This is a genomic window from Burkholderia sp. BC1 (assembly GCF_052683555.1).
The window spans coordinates 108056-132770 of the sequence record NZ_JBQYLP010000002.1 but is presented as its reverse complement, the minus strand read 5'-3'; the positions used below and the strand labels follow the sequence as shown (position 1 = coordinate 132770).

General features: G+C 66.9%; 18 protein-coding genes. 13 read left to right on the top strand and 5 right to left on the bottom strand.

From position 1 onward, the window contains the following. Positions 1-90: 90 nt before the first annotated feature. Positions 91-1362 (top strand): glutamate-5-semialdehyde dehydrogenase, encoded by a 1272-nt coding sequence (locus tag ACSHSS_RS01840; protein WP_445544502.1) that lies wholly within the window; start codon positions 91-93, stop codon positions 1360-1362. 21 nt (positions 1363-1383) lie between these two features. Continuing rightward, positions 1384-1806, top strand: a complete 423-nt coding sequence (locus ACSHSS_RS01835) for a CopD family protein (RefSeq protein WP_006400340.1) — start codon at positions 1384-1386, stop codon at positions 1804-1806. A gap of 81 nt (positions 1807-1887) precedes the next feature. Here the strand turns inward: ACSHSS_RS01835 and ACSHSS_RS01830 are convergent, their stop codons facing one another. Then, on the bottom strand, positions 1888-2736 hold the full coding sequence (locus ACSHSS_RS01830; protein ID WP_006407566.1) for a MurR/RpiR family transcriptional regulator: 849 nt from the start codon (positions 2734-2736) through the stop codon (positions 1888-1890). A gap of 291 nt (positions 2737-3027) precedes the next feature. Here ACSHSS_RS01830 and edd point away from each other — a divergent pair, with 291 nt between their 5' ends. The 4 genes from edd to ACSHSS_RS01810 all read left to right on the top strand — a co-directional run bounded on the left by edd (position 3028) and on the right by ACSHSS_RS01810 (position 7635). After that, complete coding sequence (edd, locus tag ACSHSS_RS01825; protein ID WP_006400337.1) at positions 3028-4884, top strand: phosphogluconate dehydratase; 1857 nt, start codon at positions 3028-3030, stop codon at positions 4882-4884. Between the two features lie 25 nt (positions 4885-4909). Continuing rightward, the gene (gene eda / locus ACSHSS_RS01820) at positions 4910-5536 is read left to right on the top strand and encodes a bifunctional 4-hydroxy-2-oxoglutarate aldolase/2-dehydro-3-deoxy-phosphogluconate aldolase (protein WP_006400336.1); all 627 of its coding nucleotides are present in this window, start codon (positions 4910-4912) and stop codon (positions 5534-5536) included. 220 nt (positions 5537-5756) lie between these two features. Beyond that, positions 5757-7118: a GntP family permease gene (locus ACSHSS_RS01815; protein ID WP_006400334.1), complete on the top strand. Its 1362-nt coding sequence runs from the start codon at positions 5757-5759 to the stop codon at positions 7116-7118. A 13-nt stretch (positions 7119-7131) separates the two neighbouring features. Beyond that, a complete protein-coding gene (locus tag ACSHSS_RS01810; protein ID WP_006400333.1) occupies positions 7132-7635 on the top strand; it encodes a gluconokinase in 504 nt (167 codons plus the stop codon). A 205-nt stretch (positions 7636-7840) separates the two neighbouring features. Here the strand turns inward: ACSHSS_RS01810 and ACSHSS_RS01805 are convergent, their stop codons facing one another. Beyond that, on the bottom strand, positions 7841-8512 hold the full coding sequence (locus ACSHSS_RS01805; protein ID WP_445544501.1) for a TetR/AcrR family transcriptional regulator: 672 nt from the start codon (positions 8510-8512) through the stop codon (positions 7841-7843). A 278-nt stretch (positions 8513-8790) separates the two neighbouring features. Between ACSHSS_RS01805 and ACSHSS_RS01800 the strand changes: the two genes are divergently transcribed. Continuing rightward, on the top strand, positions 8791-10209 hold the full coding sequence (locus ACSHSS_RS01800) for an NAD(P)/FAD-dependent oxidoreductase (RefSeq protein ID WP_253577015.1): 1419 nt from the start codon (positions 8791-8793) through the stop codon (positions 10207-10209). A 128-nt stretch (positions 10210-10337) separates the two neighbouring features. Here the strand turns inward: ACSHSS_RS01800 and purB are convergent, their stop codons facing one another. Next, a complete protein-coding gene (purB, locus tag ACSHSS_RS01795; protein ID WP_105763885.1) occupies positions 10338-11726 on the bottom strand; it encodes an adenylosuccinate lyase in 1389 nt (462 codons plus the stop codon). 162 nt (positions 11727-11888) lie between these two features. Between purB and ACSHSS_RS01790 the strand changes: the two genes are divergently transcribed. The 6 genes from ACSHSS_RS01790 to ACSHSS_RS01765 all read left to right on the top strand — a co-directional run bounded on the left by ACSHSS_RS01790 (position 11889) and on the right by ACSHSS_RS01765 (position 17814). Further along, positions 11889-12842 (top strand): LysR substrate-binding domain-containing protein, encoded by a 954-nt coding sequence (locus ACSHSS_RS01790; RefSeq protein WP_060042634.1) that lies wholly within the window; start codon positions 11889-11891, stop codon positions 12840-12842. Between the two features lie 248 nt (positions 12843-13090). Then, positions 13091-14377, top strand: a complete 1287-nt coding sequence (locus ACSHSS_RS01785; protein ID WP_105809455.1) for a Glu/Leu/Phe/Val family dehydrogenase — start codon at positions 13091-13093, stop codon at positions 14375-14377. Between the two features lie 242 nt (positions 14378-14619). Then, positions 14620-15513, top strand: coding sequence for a glutamate/aspartate ABC transporter substrate-binding protein (locus ACSHSS_RS01780; protein WP_006408338.1), 894 nt, complete (start codon positions 14620-14622; stop codon positions 15511-15513). A gap of 161 nt (positions 15514-15674) precedes the next feature. After that, positions 15675-16415: an amino acid ABC transporter permease gene (locus ACSHSS_RS01775; protein WP_006401699.1), complete on the top strand. Its 741-nt coding sequence runs from the start codon at positions 15675-15677 to the stop codon at positions 16413-16415. After that, complete coding sequence (gene gltK, locus ACSHSS_RS01770; RefSeq protein ID WP_445544500.1) at positions 16415-17092, top strand: glutamate/aspartate ABC transporter permease GltK; 678 nt, start codon at positions 16415-16417, stop codon at positions 17090-17092. Before ACSHSS_RS01775 ends, gltK begins: the two co-directional genes overlap by 1 nt. Further along, positions 17089-17814: an amino acid ABC transporter ATP-binding protein gene (locus tag ACSHSS_RS01765; RefSeq protein ID WP_006401697.1), complete on the top strand. Its 726-nt coding sequence runs from the start codon at positions 17089-17091 to the stop codon at positions 17812-17814. The genes gltK and ACSHSS_RS01765 overlap by 4 nt, the downstream gene beginning before the upstream one ends. Before the next feature lie 78 nt (positions 17815-17892). On the opposite strand, the gene ACSHSS_RS01760 is transcribed toward ACSHSS_RS01765, so the two are convergent. Together ACSHSS_RS01760 and ACSHSS_RS01755 are read right to left on the bottom strand one after the other, a co-directional pair. Then, positions 17893-23139: an autotransporter outer membrane beta-barrel domain-containing protein gene (locus ACSHSS_RS01760; protein WP_445544499.1), complete on the bottom strand. Its 5247-nt coding sequence runs from the start codon at positions 23137-23139 to the stop codon at positions 17893-17895. A 565-nt stretch (positions 23140-23704) separates the two neighbouring features. Next, positions 23705-24619: a class II glutamine amidotransferase gene (locus ACSHSS_RS01755; RefSeq protein WP_181303877.1), complete on the bottom strand. Its 915-nt coding sequence runs from the start codon at positions 24617-24619 to the stop codon at positions 23705-23707. Positions 24620-24715: the final 96 nt, after the last annotated feature.

Here is a 24715-nt window from a genome sequence, read left to right as displayed (position 1 = left end):
CCTGCCCGCCGCCGCACCGGGCGCCACGCCGCGCCACGCCAGCCCCACGAATTCATGCCGCGCCACGCGGCTCGCTTCTCGAGTCACACGATGGATATCGATCAGTACATGACCGACCTGGGCCGCCGCGCCCGGCACGCGTCGCGCGCGATGGCGCGCGCCAGCACGGCCGCGAAGAATGCGGCGCTCGACGCCGTCGCGCGCGCGATCGAGCGCGATGCGCAGGCGCTGAAGGACGCGAACGCGCGCGACGTCGCGCGGGCGCGCGAAAAGGGGCTCGATGCGGCGTTCGTCGATCGGCTGACGCTGTCCGACAAGGCGCTGAACACGATGGTCGAAGGGCTGCGCCAGGTCGCGTCGCTGCCGGACCCGATCGGCGAGATCGGCAATCTGAAGTACCGTCCGAGCGGGATCCAGGTCGGTCAGATGCGCGTGCCGCTCGGCGTGATCGGGATCATCTACGAGTCGCGCCCGAACGTGACGATCGACGCGGCCGCGCTGTGCCTGAAATCGGGCAATGCGACGATCCTGCGCGGCGGCTCCGAAGCGCTCGAATCGAACACCGCGCTCGCGAAGCTGATCGGCGAAGGGCTCGCGGCGGCCGGCCTGCCGCAGGATGCGGTGCAGGTCGTCGGGACGGCTGACCGCGCGGCGGTCGGCAAGCTGATCACGATGACCGAATACGTCGACGTGATCGTGCCGCGCGGCGGCAAGAGCCTGATCGAGCGGCTGATCAACGAAGCGCGCGTGCCGATGATCAAGCACCTCGACGGCATCTGCCACGTGTACGTCGACGATCGTGCGGATCTCGACAAGGCGCTGACCGTCTGCGACAACGCGAAGACGCACCGCTACGGCACCTGCAATACGATGGAGACGCTGCTCGTCGCGAGCGGCATCGCGGCGAAGGTGCTGCCGCCGCTCGGCAAGCTGTATCGCGACAAGCAGGTCGAGCTGCGCGTCGATGCGGCCGCGCGCGCGGTGCTCGCCGATGCGGGCGTCGGCCCGCTCGTCGACGCGACCGAGGAAGACTGGCACACCGAATATCTCGCGCCGGTGCTCGCGATCAAGATCGTCGACGGGCTCGACGCGGCGATCGAGCACATCAACCATTACGGCTCGCATCACACCGATGCGATCGTCACCGAGGATCACGACCGTGCGATGCGCTTCCTGCGCGAAGTCGATTCGGCGAGCGTGATGGTCAACGCGTCGACGCGGTTCGCGGACGGCTTCGAGTTCGGCCTCGGCGCCGAGATCGGCATCTCGAACGACAAGCTGCACGCGCGCGGCCCGGTCGGCCTCGAAGGGCTGACGTCGCTGAAGTACGTCGTGCTCGGGCACGGCGAAGGCCGGCAGTAACGCGAAGCGAGGCGCAAACCGATGGCGATGCTCTGGATCAAGACCTTCCATATCGTTCTGATCGCCGCGTGGTTCGCGGGCCTGTTCTATCTGCCGCGCATCTACGTGAACCTCGCGATGGAAACCGATCCGGCCGCGGTGCGCCGGCTGCTGCTGATGGCGCGCAAGCTGTTTCGCTTCATGACGTTCATCGCGGTGCCGGCGCTCGCATGCGGCTTGTGGCTCTGGCTCGTGATCGGCATCGGACAGGGGCAGGGCTGGATTCACGCGAAGGTGACGGTCGTGCTGCTGCTGATCGTCTATCACGCGTACTGCGGGCATCTGCTGAAGGTGTTCGAGCGCGGCGAGAACCGTCGCACCGACAAGTGGTATCGCGTATTCAACGAACTGCCGGTGCTCGGCATGCTGGCGGCGGTCGCGCTGGTCGTGATCAAGCCGTTCTGAGCGGCGCAGTCCGACGATACGCGGCAAGCGCACGGCGCCCTTCGGGGCGCCGTTTGTTTTTGCGTCGCGCGCGGCGCGCCCTCAGTCCTTCGCGCCGTCGTCGATCCGGCGGCGCGTGATCGCTTCCTTCGCGCGGCCGACGCGTTCCATCAGCGCCGGCCCGCGCGACAGCGCGACGCCGACCGCGAGGATGTCGCCGATCGCGAGATGCGACATGCGAGACGTCATCGGCGAAAACACGTCGGTTTCCTCGGCGATGTTCGATGCGAGGCTGACGGTCGCGAGCTTCGCGAGCGGCGAGTGGCTGTGCGTGATCGCGACGACTTTCGCGCCGCACGCGAGCGCCGCGCGTGCCGCGTCGACGATGTCGCGCGTGCGGCCCGTGTTCGAGATCGCGACGACGACGTCCTGCGGCCCGAGCAGCGCGGCCGACATGGAGAACGTATGCGGATCCGAATACGCGACGCTCGGCACGCCGAGCCGGAAGAACTTGTGCTGGATATCCTGCGCGGCGATGCCCGAGCCGCCTGCGCCGTAGAACTCGATGCGCGACGCATTCGACAGCAGCGCGATCGCCTCGGCGACGCTGCCGGCCGACAGGCTGTTGCGCACCTCGATCAGCGCGCCGATCGTGCGGTCGAACACCTTGCCGATGATGCCGGGTGCCGGCTCGTCGGGTTCGACGTCGCGATAGACCGACGACACGCCGGGCGCGACGCTCTGCGCGAGCCGGATCTTGAATTCGCGAAAGCCGCTGCAGCCGAGCGCCTGGCAGAAGCGCGCGATCGTCGGCTGGCTGACGCCCGCGCGTGCCGACAGCTCGGTCATCGCGAGGTCGAGCACCTCGCGCGGCGCGGCGAGGATGTAGTCGGCGAGCTTGCGCTCGGACGGGCGCAGTTCGGCGCGGATCGCTTCGATACGGGGCAACATGGGGCAGGGGCAGGAAATCGGGTTCGGATGAGCGAGTGTATCGCAGTCGAATTGTAGAAAATCTACATGAAAATGCTAGCGAAAACCGCAGGGTTTGCCGTGAGGGGGAATCATCGGCATAAGGGTTTTTACTAATCTGGCATTGGCTTGTAGCGGGAATAGGCGTTGCGCGACGATGAAACCGCATTGCGCGCGTGTAGTTTTTCTACTAGACTGCGTTCGTTCGGTCGACGCATCGACCGTCCCCACGATTCCAACCGCCGGCGCGGCCGGCATACAGGAGCGCCCAGCATGACGTCGCTGCATCCCACTCTGGCGAAAGTCACCGAACGCGTGATCGCCCGCAGCCAATCGACCCGTTCCGCCTATCTGCAGCGCATCGACGGCGCGCAAGGCAAGTTCCCGGCGCGCGGCGCGCTGTCGTGCGCGAACCTCGCGCACGGCTTCGCGGGCCTCGAGGGCAGCGACAAATTCGCGATCAAGGCGATTCGCGAGCCGAACATCGGCATCGTTTCGTCGTACAACGAGATGCTGTCCGCGCATGCGCCGTACAAGAATTTCCCCGACATCATCAAGGCCGCCGCGCGCGAGAACGGCGGCGTCGCGCAGTTCGCGGGCGGCGTGCCGGCGATGTGCGACGGCATCACGCAGGGCAATCCGGGGATGGAGCTGTCGCTGTTCTCGCGCGAGGCCATCGCGATGGGCACGGCGATCGCGCTCACGCACAACATGTTCGACGCGGCGCTCTGCCTCGGCATCTGCGACAAGATCGTGCCGGGCCTGCTGATCGGCGCGCTGCAGTTCGGCCACTTGCCGACGATCTTCGTGCCGGCCGGCCCGATGACGAGCGGCCTGTCGAACGACGACAAGGCGAAGATCCGCCAGCAGTTCGCGACGGGGCAGGTCGGCCGCGACGCGCTGCTCGAAGCCGAATCGGCCGCCTATCACGGTCACGGCACTTGCACGTTCTACGGCACGGCGAACAGCAACCAGATGCTGATGGAGCTGATGGGGCTGCATCTGCCGGGCGCCGCGTTCATCCATCCGCACACGCCGCTGCGCGACGCACTGACGGCCGAAGCCGCGCGCCGCGTGCTCGACCTGACCGTCGAGCGCGGCCAGTACACGCCGATCGGCCACGTGATCGACGAGAAGGCGATCGTCAACGGCATCGTCGCGCTGCTCGCGACCGGCGGCTCGACCAACCATACGCTGCACCTCGTCGCGATCGCGCGCGCGGCCGGCATCCTGATCGACTGGAACGACTTCGACGAACTGTCGGCCGTCGTGCCGCTGCTCGCGAAGATCTACCCGAACGGAAAGGCCGACGTGAACCATTTCCACGCGGCGGGCGGCGTCGCGTTCCTCGTGCGCAACCTGCTCGAAGGCGGCCTGCTGCACGAAGACGTGACGACGGTCGCCGGCAAGGGGCTGTCGCACTACACGAAGGAGCCGAAGCTGATCGACGGCAAGCTGACGTGGGTCGACGGCGCGGCCGAGAGCCACGACACGAAGGTGCTGCGCAGCATTCGCGATCCGTTCCAGCCGGACGGCGGCCTGCGTCTGATGCAGGGCCGGCTCGGCCGCGGCGTGATCAAGATTTCGGCCGTCGCGCCCGAGCACCGCAAGGTGAAGGCGCCGGCGATCGTGTTCGACTCGCAGGAAGCGGTGCAGGAAGCGTTCGATCGCGGCGAGCTGAAGCGCGATTTCGTCGCGGTCGTGCGGTTCCAGGGCGCGCGTGCGAACGGCATGCCGGAACTGCATCGTTTGACGCCGCTGCTCGGCGTGCTGCAGGATCAGGGCTTCCACGTCGCGCTCGTCACCGACGGGCGCATGTCGGGCGCGTCGGGCAAGGTGCCGGCCGTGATCCATCTGTCGCCGGAAGCGCTGCTCGGCGGCCCGATCGGCAAGGTGAAGACGGGCGATCTGCTCGTGATCGATGCGGAAGCCGGCGTGCTCGACATCGAGGTCGACGCCGCCGAATGGGATGCGCGCCCCGTCGCGCAGCCGCAGCATCAGGCCGACAACGAGGTCGGGTTCGGGCGCGAGCTGTTCGGCGTGTTCCGCGCGGCGGCCGCGCCGGCCGAGCAGGGCGCATCGGTTTTCGGGACGCTGGTCGGCGAAACGGCCGCCCGCGTCGCCGCGTGAATTTCCAGATCAAGGAGTGTTATCGATGAAGACGATTGCCGAAATCGTGAAGCTGGGCCCCGTCATTCCGGTGCTCGCGTTCGACTCGGTCGAGCAGGGCGAGCATGTGTCGCGTGCGCTGCACGCGGGCGGCGTGAAGGTGCTCGAGATCACGCTGCGCACGCCGGCCGGCCTCGAGGCGATCCAGCGCGCGAGCCAGCTCGCGGACGACATCGTCGTCGGCGTCGGCACGATCACGAAGCCCGAGCACTGCGCGCAGGCGAAGCGCGCGGGCGCGAAGTTCGGCGTCTCGCCGGGCCTGACGAAGGAACTGCACCTCGCGTCGCTCGACGCGGACCTGCCGCTGCTGCCGGGCGTCATGACGCCGAGCGACATCATCCAGGCGCTCGAATTCGGCTACGAGATCGTCAAGTTCTTCCCCGCACAACAGGCGGGCGGCGTGCCGATGCTGCAGGCATTCCACGGCCCGTTTCCGACGCTCAAGTTCTGCCCGACCGGCGGCATCACGGCCGACACCGCGCCGACTTTCCTGAAACAGCCGAACGTCGTGTGCGTCGGCGGCTCGTGGCTCACGCCGAAGGCGGCACTTGCCGCGCAGGACTGGGCCGAAGTCACGCGTCTTGCGCAAGCCGCCAGCCAGTTGCCGCGCTAAGCTTGCATCCGGTGACGGTCCGACCCTCGGTAAACAAGCGCTTAGTGCTTGTTTTACCGAGGGTTTTTGCTGATGGAACCGGTTCTATCCGCGGGACGTAAAGATAAGTAAAATTCAGCGTCCTGACGGGGTGGGAACCCCCCGTGTATCAGAGACCTGCATAGCCGGGCATACTCGCTACCACTCGCCCGGTTTCGAACAATCCAAGGAGGAGTGCCACATGGGGGCTGTCCAAGGCAGCATGCTGCTCGTATTCACGCTGATCGCGATCGCCGCGCTGATCCTGATGATCGCGCGCTTCAAGATCTACCCGTTCCTGGTGCTGATCATCGTGTCGCTCGGCCTCGGTCTGGCCGTCGGCATGCCGATGGACAAGATCGTCAAGTCGTTCGAGACGGGCACGGGCGGCACGCTCGGCCATATCGCGATCGTCGTCGGCCTCGGTACGATGCTCGGCAAGATGATGGCCGAGTCGGGCGGCGCCGAGCGGATCGCGACCACGCTGATCGACTGGTTCGGTGAGAAGAACATCCACTGGGCGATGATGTTCGTCGCGATCATCGTCGGTCTGCCGGTGTTCTTCGAAGTCGGCTTCGTGCTGCTGATCCCGATCGCGTTCAACGTCGCGAAGCGTACCGGCAAGTCGCTGCTCGTCGTCGGCCTGCCGATGGTCGCGGGCCTGTCCGTCGTGCACGGGCTGATTCCGCCGCACCCGGCCGCGCTGCTGGCCGTTCAGCAATACGGCGCCGATATCGGCAAGACGATCGCGTTCGGTCTGATCGTCGGCGTGCCGACCGCGATCATCGCCGGTCCGCTGTTCGCGCTGACCATTTCGAAGTTCGTGAAGCTCGCGGAAAACAATCCGCTCGCGTCGCAGTTCGTCGATACGCGTGCCGGCGGCCGCGAGCGTCCGCTGCCGGGCTTCGGCATCACGCTGTTCACGATTCTCCTGCCGGTCGTGCTGATGCTCGTCGGCAGCTGGGCCGATCTGGTGTTCGCGCCGAAGTCGCTGCCGAACAACCTGCTGCGCTTTGCCGGCAATTCGGACGTCGCGCTGCTGATCGCCGTGCTCGTGAGCTTCTTCACGTTCGGCAAGCTGCAGGGCTTCAACCGCGACCAGATCCAGAAGTTCTGCGGCGAGTGTCTCGCGCCGATCGCCGGCATCACGCTGATCGTGGGCGCGGGCGGCGGCTTCGGCGGCGTCCTGCGCGACAGCGGGATTTCGCAGCAGATCGTCGAAACCGCGAAGCACGCGCACCTGTCGCCGCTGCTGCTCGGCTGGTTCGTCGCCGCGCTGATGCGTCTCGCGACGGGTTCGGCGACGGTCGCGATGACGACCGCATGCGGCATCGTCGCGCCGATCGCGGCCGCGGCCGGCACGACGGTGAGCCCGGAGCTGCTCGTGCTCGCCACGGGGTCGGGCTCCCTGATCTTCTCGCACGTGAACGATGGCGGTTTCTGGCTGATCAAGGAATACTTCGGGATGACGGTCGGTCAGACGTTCAAGACGTGGTCGTTGCTGGAAACGATCATCTCGGTGCTCGGCCTCGGCTTCACGTTGCTGCTGAGCATGGTTCTGTAACAAGGGGTAGTCAATGATTTTGATCGCAATGGGCGTGTCGGGCGCGGGCAAATCGCGAATCGGCGAAATGCTGGCGCAACGCCTGTCGTGCAGCTATACCGACGGCGACGCGTTTCACAGCGCCGCCAACAAGGAGAAGATGCACCACGGGATTCCGTTGACCGACGACGACCGCTGGCCGTGGCTGCGCGCGATCCGCGCGGCCATCGAGGAAAAGCAGCGGGCCGGCGAGACGGCCGTCTTCACGTGCTCGTCGCTGAAGCGGTCGTACCGCGACGTGCTGCGCGGGCACGACACGGACGTGCGATTCGTGTATCTGAAGGGCTCGTTCGAGGTCTTGCGCGAGCGGCTGAAGACGCGCACCGGTCATTTCTTCGATCCGTCGCTGCTGCAGAGCCAGCTCGACACGCTCGAGGAGCCGGGCCCGGACGAAGCGATCGAGGTCAGCATCGAGCTGACGCCTGAACAGATCGTCGATCAGGTGATCGCGAAGATGGGCACCGCGCAGCAGCATTGAGGGCGGGGCGGGACGCACGTTCCGCTGACACCGCTCGATATGCCGCCGATGAAGGGCCGAGTCCTGTTGCGTACAGGGCTCGGCCCTTTTTGGTTGGTGGGCCCGTAGCCGATCAGCGCTTTCTTGCGCTTATTCCAGCCTCATGGCACTTCGGCGATATGGAGCCCCGCACCTAGGGCATTCCACGCTTCAGCCCGGATCTGCCTCAAACCGCCTCACCTTTCCCCGTAGCGCCGCCGCCTACCTGACGCGCAATCCCGTCGAGCAGAACCTCGACCATCGTCTCGTGCACCACTGCCGGATCGAGCGCCGCATAAAGCGGCGCGGCCGCCTTGACCAGCGGATACCCCGTATCGGACAGCGCGTCCATTTCAGCAAGCTCGATGTCGTTCGCGGGCCGCGTGAGGCCGCCGGCCTCGGCCGCCGCAAGCCCGATCACGCTCGCATACCAGCCGACGCATACGGTCGGGCGCGCGTTCGCCGCGACGCCGGCGTCGGCGAGCGCGCGGTGTACGGCCTCGACATGCGCGAGATCGGCGGGCCCCGTGCTCATGTGCCGCTGCAGCAGCCCGAACGCGACCGGATGGCGCAGCGCCAGCGCACGGTATTGACGCGCGAGGTCGCGCAGCCGGTCGCGCCACGGCAGCGCGTCGTCGAGCGGCACGAGCGCACGCGACAGCGCGTTCGCGATCGCGCGGTTCAGCCCTTCCTTCGACTTGAAGTGATACAGCACGCTCATCGGATCGCAGCCGATCGACTGCGCAAGCTTGCGCACGCTGAACGCGGCTTCGCCGACCGTTTCGAGCAGCGCGAGCGCGGCCGCGACGATCGCCTCCTTGTCGAGGCCGCGCGGGCCTGGGGCGGATTTGTCCTTCATCGAAGCAATGCAGCCGCGCACGGCGCGTGGCTGAAAGGTTGACGAAAGCTTATTCTACACTGTAGAATTATTTCTGCGGTGTAGAAATTGGGTGTCCCGGCACCTTTCAATGCGTGCGCTTCGCACGGTCCGGGATCCAGGCGGCCACGCGCGTGGCCGCCGTCAACACGGGCCGCTGCGCCCCCGTTTCTCGTTGACACCCAAGTGGAACCGGCTGCCCCACCCGCGAAGCCCGAACGGCTCTTCGACTGGCGGCCCAAGACCATGCAAGTGCGAACATGACTTCCATTCCCTCGCTGCTCGAGCGCGAATCGCGTTTCGAAGCCACGCAACTGAATATCGAAAAAGACAACTGGAACTGGTGCGACCCGGCACGCTACGACGGCGAACGCCCGGCGAACTGGTACGAGGCATCGCTGTCCCGCTGGGACAACGCGGCGCCGCTCGCGCACGATGCCGTGTGCGACGTGCTCGTGATCGGCGCGGGTCTGCTCGGCGCGTCGGCCGCGCTGCATCTCGCGGAGGCGGGCGTCGACACGATCCTCGTCGACAAGCATCACGTCGGCTCGGCCGCGTCCGGCCGCAACGGCGGCCAGCTGACGCCGGGCCTCGCGCGCTGGGAAGCGGCCGACATGATCGAGCGTCTCGCGCACGAGGACGCGAAGCGGCTGTGGCGTTTCGCGTCGTCGGAATCGATGGCGCTGATCGATGCGATCGCCGCGCGCTACGCGCTCGACCTCGATCGCGGGCGCGGCCACGTGACGGCCGCCGTTCATCCCGGCCACATGAGCGCGCTGCTCGACGGCGCGGATGCGCGCCGTCATCTCGGCGACGCGAGCGTGACGCTCGTCGGCAAGCATCAGCTGCACGACGAATACGTGCGCTCGCCGCTCTATCACGGTGCGGCGATCGATGCGCTCGGCGGCCAGCTTCATCCGCTCGCGCTCGTGCGCGGCCTCGTGTACGGCTTCCGCGCCAACGGCGGCGCGCTGTATGAATGCACCGAGGTGCTCGAACTCGACGAAACGCCCGCGGGCGTCGTCGCGACGACGCCGGGCGGCACGATCACCGCGCGCAAGGGTGTCGTGCTCGCGCTGCACAACACGACGTTCCGGCTGTTCGACGACGGCGCGGCGACGACCGTGCCGTTCTTCACGTACGTGAGCGTGACGGCGCCGCTCGACGTCGACGTCGCGTCGTTGATGCCGGCCGGCATGCCGGTGTACGACACGCAGTTCCAGATCGACTACTACCGGCCGGTGCGCGGCAACCGGCTGCTGTTCGGCGGGCAGGGCACCGGCACGTGCTGGCCCCAGGACGATGCGAACGCGTATCTGCTCACGCGATTGAATGCGGTGTTTCCGCAATACGACGGCCGGTTCGCGCTCGACTACAGCTGGAGCGGCGTCAGCGACTTCACGCTGAACGGCGCGACCGACAGCCGCAAGACCGACGGCCGCGTGCCGGTGTACATGGTGCAGGGCTGGAGCGGGCACGGCGTCGCGCAGACGGTGCGGATCGGCAAGGCGATCTGCGACGACTTCGTCGGCCGCAACGACGACTTCTCGATGCTGACCGGCATCGACCATCGCGAGATTCCGCTCGGTCGTCAGCTGTCGCCGGTTGCGATTCCGGCCGCGAAGGCGGCGATGAGCGTGATGACCGCGCTGAATCCGGGAAAGATGATCTCGTTCTGACGCATCGCCAATGCGCACCCGCACGCGACAACCGCGCATGAAAGCGAAAACGCCCGATGCATCGCATCGGGCGTTTCGCTATGGAGCGTGCGGGCGACGAAACGGCGCGAACGTGCGCCGCCGTGCCGTTATGCGATCCGCTTCGCGAGTTCGACGGCCTTGCCGATATACGACGCGGGCGTCATCGCGAGCAGGCGATCCTTCGCGTCCTGCGGAATCGCGAGCGTGCCGATGAACTGCTGCAGCGCTTCGCGCGTGATGCCCTTGCCGCGCGTCAGCTCCTTCAGCTGCTCGTACGGGTTCTCGATTCCGTAGCGGCGCATCACCGTCTGCACCGGTTCGGCCAGCACTTCCCAGCAGTTGTCGAGATCTTCGTTGAGGCGCTGCGGGTTCACTTCGAGCTTGTCGAGGCCGCGGATCAGCGCGTCGTATGCGAGCAGCGAATAGCCGAGCGCGACGCCCATGTTGCGCAGGACCGTCGAGTCGGTCAGGTCGCGCTGCCAGCGCGATACCGGGAGCTTGTCGGCGAGGTGGCGCAGCGTCGCGTTCGCGAGGCCGAGGTTGCCTTCCGAGTTCTCGAAGTCGATCGGGTTGACCTTGTGCGGCATCGTCGACGAGCCGATTTCGCCGGCCTTCGTCTTCTGCTTGAAGTAGCCGAGCGCAATGTAGCCCCAGACGTCGCGGTCGAGGTCGAGCAGGATCGTGTTCGCGCGCGCGACCGCGTCGAACAGCTCGGCCATGTAGTCGTGCGGCTCGATCTGGATCGTGTACGGGTTGAACGTGAGCTTCAGGCGGTTTTCGATCACGTCGCGCGAGAACGCTTCCCAGTCGAATTCCGGATACGCGGACAGGTGCGCGTTGAAGTTGCCGACCGCACCGTTCATCTTGCCGAGGATTTCGACCTTCTCGATGCGCGCGATCGCACGCGCGAGCCGCGCGGCGACGTTCGCGAGTTCCTTGCCGAGCGTCGTCGGGCTGGCCGGCTGGCCGTGCGTGCGCGACAGCATCGGCTGCTCGGCGTGCGCATGCGCGAGCGCGACGAGACGCTGGTGGACCGTGCGCAGCGCCGGCAGGATCACGTGTTCGCGCGCGCCGGCGAGCATCATCCCGTGCGACGTGTTGTTGATGTCCTCGGACGTGCAGGCGAAGTGGATGAATTCGCTGGCCTTCTCGAGTTCGGGCTGGCCCTTCACCGATTCCTTCAGCCAGTATTCGACGGCCTTCACGTCGTGGTTCGTCACGCGCTCGATTTCCTTGATGCGCGCGGCATCGTGCGCGGTGAAGCGCTCGACGAGCTGCAGCAGGAACTGCTCGGCGGCGTCCGAGAAGCGCGGGACTTCGGCGAAACCGGCGCGCGACAGCGCGATCAGCCAGTGCACCTCGACGGTGACGCGGTGACGCATGAAGGCGGCTTCGGAGAGCCAGTCGCGCAGCGCTTCGGTCTTGCTGGCGTAGCGGCCGTCGATGGGCGAGAGCGCGGTGAGCGCGAAAAGCGTATCGGGACGAGTGTCGGACATGATCGGGCGGGCCTTGGGGGCCGGGTCGAGCGTGGAGAGGAGAATCCGGGATTTTACCATCGGCGCGCGCCGGCTCCGTCGCGCGCGGCCGCCTGCGATGGCCGCGCGCGGCGCCGGTAAAATGCAGCCTTCTTCCGCTCGCCGCCTGCCGCGCCCGCCCGTATGGAACTGAAATGGCTCGAAGACTTCGTCTCGCTCGCGGAGACGCGCAGCTTTAGCCGGTCCGCCGAGCTGCGGCACGTGTCGCAGCCCGCGTTCTCGCGGCGCATCCAGGCGCTCGAAGCGTGGCTCGCGACCGAGCTGATCGACCGCTCCGTCTATCCGACGCGGCTCACGCAGGCCGGCCAGATCTTCTACGAGCAGGCGCTGACGATGCTGTCGCAGGCGCACGAGGCGCGCACGCTGCTGCGCGGCCACGTCGGCGCGCCGGTGCCGACGATCGAGTTCGCGGTGCCGCACACGCTGTCGCTCACCTACTTCCCGCGCTGGCTGCAGCGGATCGAGGCGAAGATGGGGCAGGTCCATACGCGGCTGCGCGCACTGAACGTGCACGACGCGGTGCTGTCGCTCGTCGAGGGCGGCTGCGATCTCGTGATGGGCTATCACCATCCGAGCCATCCGGTCGCGCTGGACCCGGCCCGCTACGACATGCTGATCCTCGGCAGCGAACCGATCAGCGCGTTCTCGGCGCCCGGCCGCGCGGGCCGGCCGCGCTACACGCTGCCCGGCACGCCCGACGCGCGCGTGCCGTATCTGTCGTACACGCCGAACGCCTATCTCGGCCGCATGACCGAAGTCATCATCGCGAACGCGCCGACACCGCTGTTTCTCGATCGCGTGTACGAAACCGACATGGCCGAAGGGCTGAAGGCGATGGCGCTCGCGGGCCACGGCGTCGCGTTCCTGCCGCACAGCGCGGTCGAGGACGCGGTCGCGGGCGGCCGGCTGATCCGGCTCGACCGCGCCGTGCGCGGCGGCGCGCAGCCGTTCACGCTGACGATGGAGATCCGGCTCTACTGCGACAAGCTCGCGCTGCAGGGCGACGAGCCGCGCCAGAAACTCGTGCGTGCGCTATGGGAGGTCGTGCGCGACGAGCTGCGCGAGACGGGCGGCTGAGGCGTCGGCTGACGACGCGCTTGCAGCGGCTGACTGCACGCTGACCGCGGGGCACCTGCGCGCGGCGAACCGCGATTTTTCGCGCGCGCGAAGCACGGCCGATCACGGCCGTTCTTGCGCAAATCGACCGCGGATTTGCGAAAAATCGCGATCATGCAAGAAACGCATAATCGAATAAGCAAACGGCATTGGATAAAAAAAACGGGTTTTTCGACAATGTGCGCAATCCGTTGAACGTTGGAGCATCCATGTCTTCGCAACTGCAGTCCATCCCGTCCTACCTGCACGCCGACGATCTCGGCCCGTGGGGCAACTACCTTCAGCAGGTCGATCGCGTCGCGCCGTACCTCGGTTCGCTGTCGCGCTGGCTCGAAACGCTGAAGCGTCCGAAGCGCATCCTGGTCGTCGATGTGCCGATCGAGCTCGACAACGGTACCGTCGCGCACTTCGAAGGCTATCGCGTGCAGCACAACGTATCGCGCGGCCCGGGCAAGGGCGGCGTGCGCTACCACCAGGACGTGACGCTGTCGGAAGTGATGGCACTGTCGGCATGGATGTCGGTGAAGAACGCCGCGGTGAACGTGCCGTACGGCGGCGCGAAGGGCGGCATCCGCGTCGACCCGCGCAAGCTGTCGCGCGGCGAGCTCGAGCGCGTCACGCGCCGCTACACGAGCGAAATCGGCATCATCATCGGCCCGAACACCGACATTCCGGCGCCGGACGTCAACACCAACGAACAGGTGATGGCGTGGATGATGGACACGTTCTCGATGAACCAGGGCCAGACGTCGACCGGCGTCGTGACCGGCAAGCCGATCTCGCTCGGCGGTTCGCTCGGCCGCAAGGAAGCGACCGGCCGCGGCGTGTTCGTGGTCGGCTGCGAAGCGGCGAAGAAGAAGGGCCTCGAGATCGAAGGCGCGCGCATCGCCGTGCAGGGCTTCGGCAACGTCGGCGGGATCGCCGCGAAGCTGTTCCAGGAAGCGGGCTCGAAGGTGATCGCGGTGCAGGATCACACGGGCACGATCTACCAGCCGGCCGGCCTCGACGCGAACAAGCTGCTCGACCACGTCGCGCGCACGGGCGGCGTCGCGGGCTTCGAAGGCGCGGAGCCGATGGCGAACGACGAATTCTGGACGGTCGAGACCGACATCCTGATCCCGGCGGCGCTGGAAAACCAGATCACCGAGAAGAACGCGTCGAAGATCCGCACGAAGATCATCGTCGAAGGCGCGAACGGCCCGACGACGACCGCGGCCGACGACATCCTGAGCGCGAACGGCGTGCTCGTGATCCCCGACGTGATCGCGAATGCGGGCGGCGTGACGGTGTCGTACTTCGAGTGGGTGCAGGATTTCTCGAGCTTCTTCTGGACCGAAGACGAGATCAACCATCGCCTCGAGCGCGTGATGCGCGAAGCGTTCGCCGGCGTGTGGGCGGTCGCGGAAGAGCACAAGGTGTCGGTGCGTACGGCGGCGTTCATCGTCGCGTGCAAGCGCATCCTGATGGCGCGCGAAATGCGCGGCCTCTACCCCTGATCGGCGGCGCCGGCCGAACGCGGCCGGCGATCGCGATCGATCCATGACGCAATCCACCCGATTGCGTGCATGAACCCGCGCGGGCGGTGCCGAATCCGGCACCGCCCGCGCGCGCATGCGGAGCGCCCGAAGCCGGGAGGACGGCTTTCCGCGCGGCGATTCGTAGTGCGGTAAACAACCAGTACTTTCAGAAATATTACTTTGATACACTGGCGCGGGTTTTAGCCAAGGAGATGACCACAATGAAATACCACAAGGCAGTCCTGATGGTTGCAGCGCTCTGCGCGTTCGCAAGCGGCGCGCAAGCTCAGGAGACCGGCACGCTGAAGAAGATCAAGGACACGGGCGTGATCGCGCTGGGCCACCGCGAATCGTCGATCCCGTTCTCCTACTACGACCAGAACCAGCAGGTGGTCGGCTATTCGCGCGAGTTCCAGCTGAAGGTGGTCGACGCGGTGAAGAAGAAGCTGAACCTGCCGAACCTGCAGGTGAAGAACATCCCCGTCACGTCGCAGAACCGCATCCCGCTGGTGCAGAACGGCACGGTCGACATCGAATGCGGCTCGACGACGAACAACGCCGAGCGTCAGCAGCAGGCCGCGTTCTCCAACACGATCTTCGTGATCGGCACGCGCCTGATGACGAAGAAGGATTCGGGCGTCAAGGACTTCGCCGACCTGAAGGGCAAGACGGTCGTGACGACGGCCGGTACGACGTCGGAGCGTCTGCTGCGCAAGATGAACAACGACAAGCAGATGGGCATGAACATCATCAGCGCGAAGGATCACGGCGATTCGTTCAATACGCTCGAATCGGGCCGCGCGGTCGCGTTCATGATGGACGACGCGCTGCTCGCGGGCGAGCGCGCGAAGGCGAAGCAGCCGGGCGAATGGGTGATCGTCGGCACGCCGCAGTCGGAAGAAGCTTACGGCTGCATGATGCGCAAGGGCGATCCGGAGTTCAAGAAGGTCGTCGACGATGCGATCGCGCAAGTCGAGAAGTCGGGCGAAGCCGCGAAGATCTACGCGAAGTGGTTCGAGAATCCGATCCCGCCGAAGAACCTGAACCTGAACTTCCCGCTGTCCGATTCGATGAAGAAGCTGTACGCGAACCCGAACGACAAGGCGCTCGACTGATCACGCGTCACGGCCTGCGCGCGAGCGGCGGGCCGTCCGCGGCGACAGCCGCGTGACGGCAATCCGCACGCTCGGCGAGAACAGGCCGCCGATGCAGAATTGACGCTGACGAAACGGAAGAGGCCACGCTTCTTCCGTTTCTTTTTGCTGGAGTCTTGCCCATGTCATACCACTGGAACTGGGGCATCTTCCTGAGCCCCGTCTCGACCGGCGAGCCGACGACCTACTTCGGATGGCTGATGTCCGGCTTCTGGGTGACGATCGAGGTATCGCTCGTCGCCTGGGTCATCGCACTGATCGTCGGCTCGCTGTTCGGCGTGCTGCGCACGGTGCCGAACAAATGGCTGGCCGCGATCGGCACGGTCTATGTATCGATCTTCCGGAACATTCCGCTGATCGTGCAGTTCTTCATCTGGTACCTCGTCGTGCCGGAGTTGTTGCCCGCCTCGATCGGCACCTGGATCAAGCAGCTGCCGCCCGGCACGCAGTTCTTCACGGCGTCGATCGTCTGTCTCGGGCTGTTCACCGGCGCACGCGTGTGCGAACAGGTGCGCTCGGGCATCAACGCGCTGCCGAAGGGCCAGCGCGCCGCCGGTCTCGCGATGGGCTTCACGCAGTGGCAGACGTATCGCTACGTGCTGCTGCCGGTCGCCTACCGGATCATCGTGCCGCCGCTCACGTCCGAGTTCCTGAACATCTTCAAGAACTCGGCGGTCGCGTCGACGATCGGTCTGCTCGACCTGTCCGCGCAGGCGCGCCAGCTCGTCGACTACACCGCGCAGACTTACGAGTCGTTCATCGCGGTCACGCTCGCGTACGTGCTCATCAACCTCGTCGTGATGGGGCTGATGCGCTGGATCGAAGGCCGCACGCGGCTGCCCGGCTACATCGGAGGCAAGTGATGCATCAGTTCGACTGGAGTAGTATTCCCGGCGCGCTGCCGACGCTGTGGACGGGGGCGATCGTCACGTTCAGGATCACGCTGATCGCGATCGTGGTCGGGATCGTCTGGGGCACGCTGCTCGCGCTGATGCGCCTGTCGGGCGTGAAGCCGCTCGCATGGTTCGCGAAGGCCTACGTGACGGTGTTCCGCTCGATCCCGCTCGTGATGGTGCTGCTGTGGTTCTTCCTGATCGTGCCGCAGGTGCTGCAGGGCGTGCTCGGGCTGTCGCCGACGATCGACATCCGGCTCGCGTCGGCGATGGTCGCGTTCTCGCTGTTCGAAGCCGCGTATTATTCCGAGATCATCCGCGCCGGCATCCAGGCGGTGCCGCGCGGGCAGGTGAACGCGGCGTTCGCGCTCGGCATGAACTACGCGCAGGCGATGCGCCTCGTGATCCTGCCGCAGGCGTTTCGCGCGATGGTCCCGCTGCTGCTCACGCAGGCGATCGTGCTGTTCCAGGACACGTCGCTCGTGTACGTGATCAGTCTCGCGGACTTCTTCCGCACGGCCGCGAACATCGGCGATCGCGACGGCACGACCGTCGAGATGGTGCTGTTCGCCGGCGCCTGCTATTTCGTGATTTGCTCGGTGGCGTCTGCCCTCGTCAAAGGTCTCCAGAAAAAGGTCACAAGATGATTTCCATCAAGAACGTTTCGAAGTGGTACGGCCAGTTTCAGGTTCTCACCGACTGCACGACCGAAGTGAAGAAGGGCGAGGTGGTCGTCGTGTGCGGGCCGTCGGGCTCGGGCAAGTCGACGCTGATCAAGACCGTGAACGGCCTCGAGCCGTTCCAGCAGGGCGAGATCCTCGTGAACGGCCAGTCGGTCGGCGACAAGAAGACGAACCTGTCGAAGCTGCGCTCGAAGGTCGGGATGGTGTTCCAGCATTTCGAGCTGTTCCCGCATTTGTCGATCACCGAGAACCTGACGCTCGCGCAGATCAAGGTGCTCGGCCGCGGCAAGGACGAAGCGACCGAGAAGGGGCTGAAGCTGCTCGATCGCGTCGGCCTGAAGGCGCATGCGCACAAGTATCCGGGCCAGTTGTCGGGCGGTCAGCAGCAGCGTGTCGCGATCGCGCGCGCGCTGTCGATGGATCCGATCGCGATGCTGTTCGACGAACCGACGTCCGCGCTCGATCCGGAGATGATCAACGAAGTGCTCGACGTGATGGTCGAACTCGCGCAGGAAGGGATGACGATGATGGTCGTCACGCACGAGATGGGCTTCGCGAAGAAGGTCGCGCATCGCGTGATCTTCATGGACAAGGGCGCGATCGTCGAGGACGACCGCAAGGAAGACTTCTTCTCGAATCCGAAATCGGATCGCGCGAAGGACTTCCTCGCGAAGATCCTGCACTGAGCGGCGCCGCGTCCCTCGCGCGCAAACGACAAACCGCCCGGCCGCGCGCCGGGCGGTTTTTTTTCGTCCGCGCGCGGCTTACCAGCTGTACCGGTAGCCGACCTGCCCGACGATGCCGCGCCGGTAGTCGCCGCCGATGTTGCGCGCGTATTTGACGTTCGCGTACAGCGCACCGGACTTGCCGAAGCCGGCCGTGACGCCGAGGCCGAGCTCGTACCAGGTGCGGCCCAGATGCGTCGCGAACGGCGTGCCGCCGACGACGGTCTGGCCCGGCGACAGGAAGTCGCGCAGCACGTCGGCCGTGAAGTACGGCGTCGCCGCGCCGTCGCCCGCGCCCGCTTCCATGTTCGGCCGGAAGATCCGTACGCCGACGCGCCCGCGCAGGGCATTCGACGTCGTGCCCGACACGGCCGACACGTTGTCGCCGAAGCCGTTCAGCTTCAGGTACTGATACATCAGCTGCGCCTGCGGCTCGATCGCGATCGGCGTGCCGGCGATCGCGAACGGCTTGCCGACTTCCTGCGACAGCGCGACGCCGAAGCCGTTCTGCGACGCTTCGTTGCCGTAACTGTCGCGATAGCGGTTGCCGTAGTGCGTGACCTGTCCGACCGTGTCGAAGTACGTGCCGTCGGACAGATAGCGCGTCCAGTAGCCGCCGATGCTTTGCGCGTGCATCTGCACCGAGCCGGTCGAGGTCGACAGGTCCGCCGCGTCGGCGCGCGCGCGGTCGCTGAAGCTCGCGTGCGAGGTGCCGATCGTGGCCGTCACGCCGGCATGCGTGCTGCCGCCGTTCGGCGTCTGCTCGAGCGTCCAGTCCTTGCCGAGCTGGGCGAAGAAGGTGCGCTCGTCGGCCGCGAAGCGGCCCGCGTTCGCGTCGAGACTCTGGCCGCCGATGCGCCCCCACACGCCGTCGCGATTGCCCGGCTGCCGCTTCTCGACGTTGTAGACGTCGCCGACGCGTTCGTGCAGCTTGCCGAGCGTCGAGAAGCCGTAGTCGACGTTGAGCAGTGGCGTCAGCGCGTAGCCGGCCACGCCCGGGCGATACGCGAGATGGCTGCTGCCGCCGTCGCCGCCCGCGGACGGACCGACCGGATCGCCGGGGTCCGCCGGATCGAGTTGCGAGCGCAGATACCAGCCGTTCGCATCGCGCTGGCCGCCGCGGAACAGCCGGTATTCGTACGCGCCCGCCTGCACGGGGCCGGCGAGATGGAAGGCCGACGCGCTCGTCGTGCCGCCGTTCGCGGTGACGACGACCGGAATGCCGTCGCCGGTCGTCTGCGCGCCGGTGCCCGCGGTGTTCGCGATCTTCAGGCCCGTCGTGCCGGTCGCGCTGCCGCCGTCGACGACGACGCGGTCGGTCGGCGACGCATCCGCGCCGAGGAACGTGTTCAGCGCGATCGTGCCGCCGTTGCCGACGTAGCTGCCCGTCGTCAAGGTCTTGTAGCTGCCGGTCAGCGCCGGCGAGCCGGTCGGTGCGGCGAACGCGACCGTGCCAGCGTTCGTCAGGCTGCTCAGCACGGAACTTGCCGTCATGTTCCAGGTGCTCGTGCCGTCGACCGTCAGCGCGACCGGATCGATCCGGCCGGTCAGCGTCGTTCGCTCGGTCAGGAACACGTTGCCGATGCTCGACGCGTCGGAGACGATGTCGCCGCTCAGGTTCACCGCCGATGCGGTGAACGTCGTGCGGCTGCCGTTCGCGAGATCGAGCAGCGTGCCGTTGCCGGTCGTGACGACCGTGCCGTTGCGCACCGCGATGTCCGCGCTGCCGCCGCGCGCCGCGAACGCCGGGCCGCCCACGGCCGTGATGCTGCCGCCGTCGATCAGCACCGAACTCGTGGCGCCGCTCGCGAGCGTATCGGAGGTCGTCACGCCGGACGTCGCGCCCTTCAGCGTCGTGCCCGTCAGCGCGAGCGCGCTGCCGCCGTCCACCGTGGCGCCGTTGCCGGCCGCGCTCGCGATCGACGAGCCCGCATCGGCGAGGCGGCCGCCGCGCTGCGCGACGATGCCGTCGGCCGCGATGCCGCCGGTGCTCAGCTGCGTGCCCGACAGCAGCGCCGTCGTGCCGCCATCGACGACGATCGCATGCGCGCCGGCGCCGGCCGTCGCGACGGTCGACCCCGTCGCGTCGAGCGTCGAGCCTGCGCCCGATACGAACAGGCCACGCGCGCCGTCGCCGCCCGTGCGCACGACGGTCGCCGCGTCGGTCGCGATGCGCGCGCCGGCGCCGGTCGAATGAATGCCGTCCGCGCCGCTGCCCGTCGTGCCGATCCGCGTGCCGGTCAGCACGATCGTCGAATCGGTGCCGACGTTGTCGATCCCCTTGCCGGCGCCGCCGACCGCGATCGAGGTCGCGCCGGCCGCGATCCCGCCGCCGCTGACGGTGGCGTCGATCAGCACGCCGTCCGCGCTGCCGTTCGCGACGACGCTGCCTGCGCCGGACAGCGCGAGCGACGCGCCGGCGCCGGTCAGATGGACGCCCGCCACGCCGTCGTCGGCTTCGATCGTGCCTGCGTTGGCAAGCGTCGCCGATGCGCCTTCGACGCGCGCGCCGGTCCCGTTCGCGACGCGGATCGTCGACGTGTTGTTGACCGTGCCGAGCGTGCCCGCGACGACGCCGGTCGAACCGGCGCCCGTCAGCAGCACCGTGTTGCGGTTGTCGAGCGTGCCGAGCTGTTGCGCGACGAAGCCCGTCACGCCGGCCGTCGACGACGTCACGGCGGCATCGTTGGTCAGCCGCGTCGCGACCGCGGTGCCTGCCGGCGCGCCGGACAGGTCGTGCGGCTGACCGTCGACGATGCCGGCCGTCGCGCCGTTCGCATTCAGGTTGATCGTCGCGCCGGCGTCGATGGTGCCGGTCGCGCCGCCTTCGACGGCGATCGCGATACCGTTCGCGCCGTTCACGTTGTAGACCGCATTGCCGGTCGACAACGTGGTGCCCGCATCGGTCGCGACGACACCGCGCGCGCGTGCGCCGTCGACGTTCGTCGTCAGCGTGCCGGCCGCCGACCGGCCCGTGTACGCGGCACCGCCCGCGACGCGGAACAGCGTCGAATCGTCGGTGCCGACGCTCAGGTTCTGCGCGCCGACGTTGATCTTCGAGCCGGCGCCGTACGCGTAGAAGCCGATCTGGTTCGTGCCCGACACGAAGTGCGGCACGGCATTCGCGCCGACGTCGATGGTCGCGCCCGAGCGCGCGTGCACGCCGATCGCGCCGTTGCCAGTCAGGTTCAGCGTGCCGTCCAGTTTTGCCGCCGCGTTCGCCCCCTCGGCCCAGATGCCGTAGTTGCGCATGTCGGACGCGGGATCGATCGCGCCGGCGACGTCGATCGTGCCGGTCGACGTCGCCGACGTGGCGGTCGCGCCGTTGCCGACGACCATGATGCCGATCCCGTTCACGCCGTTCAGCGTGATCGTGCCGGTGTTCGTGACGGTCGCGGCCGTATCGGCGGCCAGCATCCCGACGTTCGCGAGCGGCGTGCCGGGCGCCGCGCCGTTGACCGCGATCGTGCCGGCATTGGTCAGCGTGCCCGCGTCCGAGCCGATGCTCGCCATCGCCGCGCCGTTCTGCGTGAGCGAGCCGATCACGATCGTGCCGCGGTTCGTCGCGGTGCCCGATGCGCCGAGCAGCACGCCGTACGCATGCGCGGACGACGCGACGTCGTTCACGGCTTCGGGCGCCGCGCCGTCATATTGCGCCGCGCGGCCGAGATAGATCGTGCCGCCGGCTTCGTTCGTGAAGCTGCCGCCGGCCGCGAAACCGCCGATCACCTGGCTGTCGAGCGTCGTCGCGTTGACGCCGACGTTGATCGTGCCGGCGTTCGACGCGGCCGCGCCGTCCGTCACGGCCACCGCGTAGTTCTGCAGGTCGGGGCGATTGCGGCCGTACGTCCATGCGCCGACGTTCATCACGCCGTTGTTCACGAAAGTCGTGCCGGCGCCGTTCGCGTACACGCCGTTGCCTTCGGTGTAGGCGTGAAAGGCGAAATTGTCCGGCTGCGCGCTGCCGCCGGTGTCGAAGTTGTCGCCGGACGCATAGCCGGACGAGATCGCGCCGTTGTTCACGCCGCTCGCGCCGCTCAGCAGCCGCACGAGCGTGAAGTCGCCCGACAGCCGGCCGTCGTTCACGAAGTGCGCGCCGTTGTCCGCGAGCACGGCCGAGCTCGATTCGACGAGGTTGGTGCCGCGGAAGTCGATCTGGCCGTCCTTGCCGATCTGCACGGTCGCGTTCGTGCCGGTGCCGTGCATCACCGACAGATGATCGGTCGGCAACGCGTTCTCGTCGCCGGGCGAGACGTTGTTCGCGTATTCGAAGGTCTGCGTCGACATCGTGACGGCCTGGCCGAACGCCGCGTCGTACGCGGCCTGCGAGCCGAGCGCGCCGCTCTGGATCGAGCGCACGAGAAAGTCGTTGTATGCGGCGAGCGACGTCGCGTCGTTGACGGTCCACCTGCTGCCGTCGAAGGCGGTGAAGGTACCCGCGTAGGTCGGCACGTCGAGCGCGACGCTGCCGAGCGGGCCGCCGTTCGCCAGATAGTCGCCGGTCGTGAACTGGATCTGGTTGCGCGAATGCCAGTTGATCGTGCTCGACGCGGTGCCGGTGCCGTCCGCGAGCGTCAGGTCGGTCTGCTTCGGCGCGATCGAAATCAGATTGCCGGGCGCCGACGGTGCGGCGGCCGGATCGCCGATCGACACGTCGAGCGTGCCGCCCGAGCGCTCGACCGTCCCGATGCGCGCGTTCACGTACTGGTTGCCGTTCACGTCGTGAAATACCGGCACCTCGTGCGCGCCGGCCGTCGACCCGACGAACACGGACGAATCGTAGGTGGCGACCGACGTATGCGCGCTCGTGATCGTATCGGGTGTGGCGACGCTTTGCGTCTTGCCGCCGAGCGACAGCAGCGGCTGGTTCGGGTTGCCGGATACGATGGTCGTGCTGCCGAACGGCAACTCCGTATAGCCGGAGTCGCCGGCCGCGCCGCTCCACGCGCCCGTCACGGCGACGGTGTCGCCGCCTGACACGGTCGCCGAGCCGACCAGGTTGTCGTTGACGGTCGGGCTGAAGGTGCCGAGTGCGCAGCTGCCGCCGCTCGCGACGCTTGTGCCGTCGCCGCAGCTCGATGCGTAGGCGTTGCCGGCCGCGAGCGCGGCAAGTGCGGCGCCGAGCGCCGCGATGCGCAGCGGCGAGCGGCAAGCGGCCCGGCGCGCGAGGCGGCCGGCACGATCAGTGGCGCTGCGCGCCTGCTTGCCGCGTGCGCGTGCGGTTTCCGCGACGGCGATCCAGCACCCCGATGTGTCGCTCCATATCGATCGAAATGAGTGATTCACGACATACCCCTCTTTCTTCTTTTGAAGTGATATTCACCGCGAAGCGGTGAAAGCGCATTCCACGGCGGGAAATGAGCGGGCGTGCGGCAGCAGTGGCTGCATCGTGCGCCAATCGCATTTCGTTACACCGGGGATGGGGCGAGTCTAACGATTGAAGCGGAGTGTGATTATCGGAAAAATTAAAATCGTGGCGATAATGCCGATTTTGTCAGATATTTTTGAATTGTGTGATTTGTCGAACGGAAGGCGTTGATGTTAAAGGACTTTGTCCTTTTTGTGAGGCGGAGGAGGAAAATCGCCGGATCGGTGGCGTCGCGCACTGTTCGGGAAAATTCTCCGCGCTAGAATGCGGGTTCGGGATTATATGGTTTTAAGGTCGGCTGTTTTTTTGTCGTGCGCGTGGAGTATTTTTATGCGCGAAATAGGGTAATGGCAAGAAAATAATATCGGTCGGCGCTTCGATAGGTCTTCCTGTCGCGCGGATGAAACGGCACCGCGTGAATGCGCGTTGTGTCGACGGGAATGGCCGCGGCTGCCCGATGGCGGCGCGGGCGCGCAGGGCCGCTCAGAAATCGATCGCGTCGTCCGGGTCGCCGTCGGCGGCGGTCGCGAGCGCCGCCGTGCGCGTCGTGCACGGCGCGGACGCCGACGGATCGAGCGACGGATTGCGCAGCTTCTCGAGCACGCGCTCCGGCACCGGAATCTGCATCCGCGCGGCGACGTCGCCGCACTGGAACATGATCAGCTCGCCGGGCTCGAAGGCCGTCCACACTTCATTGTCGGTGAGCGGCTGCGTCGCGATCACCGCGACGCGATCCTCGGGCGTCGTGTATTTCGCGAAGTCGATCGACAGGTCTTCGTCGACGAGATGCGCGGTCGAGAACGGCCAGCGGCGCACGAGGTAGTGCAGCCGCGTCGAGCAGTGCGCAAACAGCGCCTGGCCGTTCGACATCAGGAAATTGAACACGCCGTGATCGGTGATGCCGCGCGTGAGCTCGCCGACGCGCTCGAACAGTTCCGGCAGCGGCGGCTGCGCGCCGGGAAACGCCTCGCGCAGCCCCTGCATCAGCACGCAGAATGCCTTCTCGCTGTCGGTCGTGCCGACCGGCTGGTACACGCTGCGCTCGAGCTCGGGTTCGAAGTCCTGCAGATCGCCGTTATGCGCGAAGATCCAGTGCCGCCCCCACAGCTCGCGCATGAACGGGTGACTGTTCTCCAGCACGATATGGCCTTGCGTGGCCTTGCGGATATGCGCGATCGTGTTCTTCGACTTGATCGGATAGCGCTTGACCATTTCGGCGATCGGCGAGGTGGCCGATGCCTGCTGGTCGATGAACAGGCGGCACGCCTTGTCCTCGAAGAATGCGATGCCCCAGCCGTCGGCGTGGTGATCGGTGAGGCCGCCCCGGGCCGCGAACCCTGTGAAGGAGAATGTGACGTCCGTCGGCGCGGCGCAGTTCATTCCTAGGAGTTGGCACATTTTACTTGGGGCGGCAGACTGAAGCGGGGTAACGAACCGGGCGAACCCCCGGTACAATGCGGCTTCTAGCATATCACCGAGCCTCGAGCGGTAAAA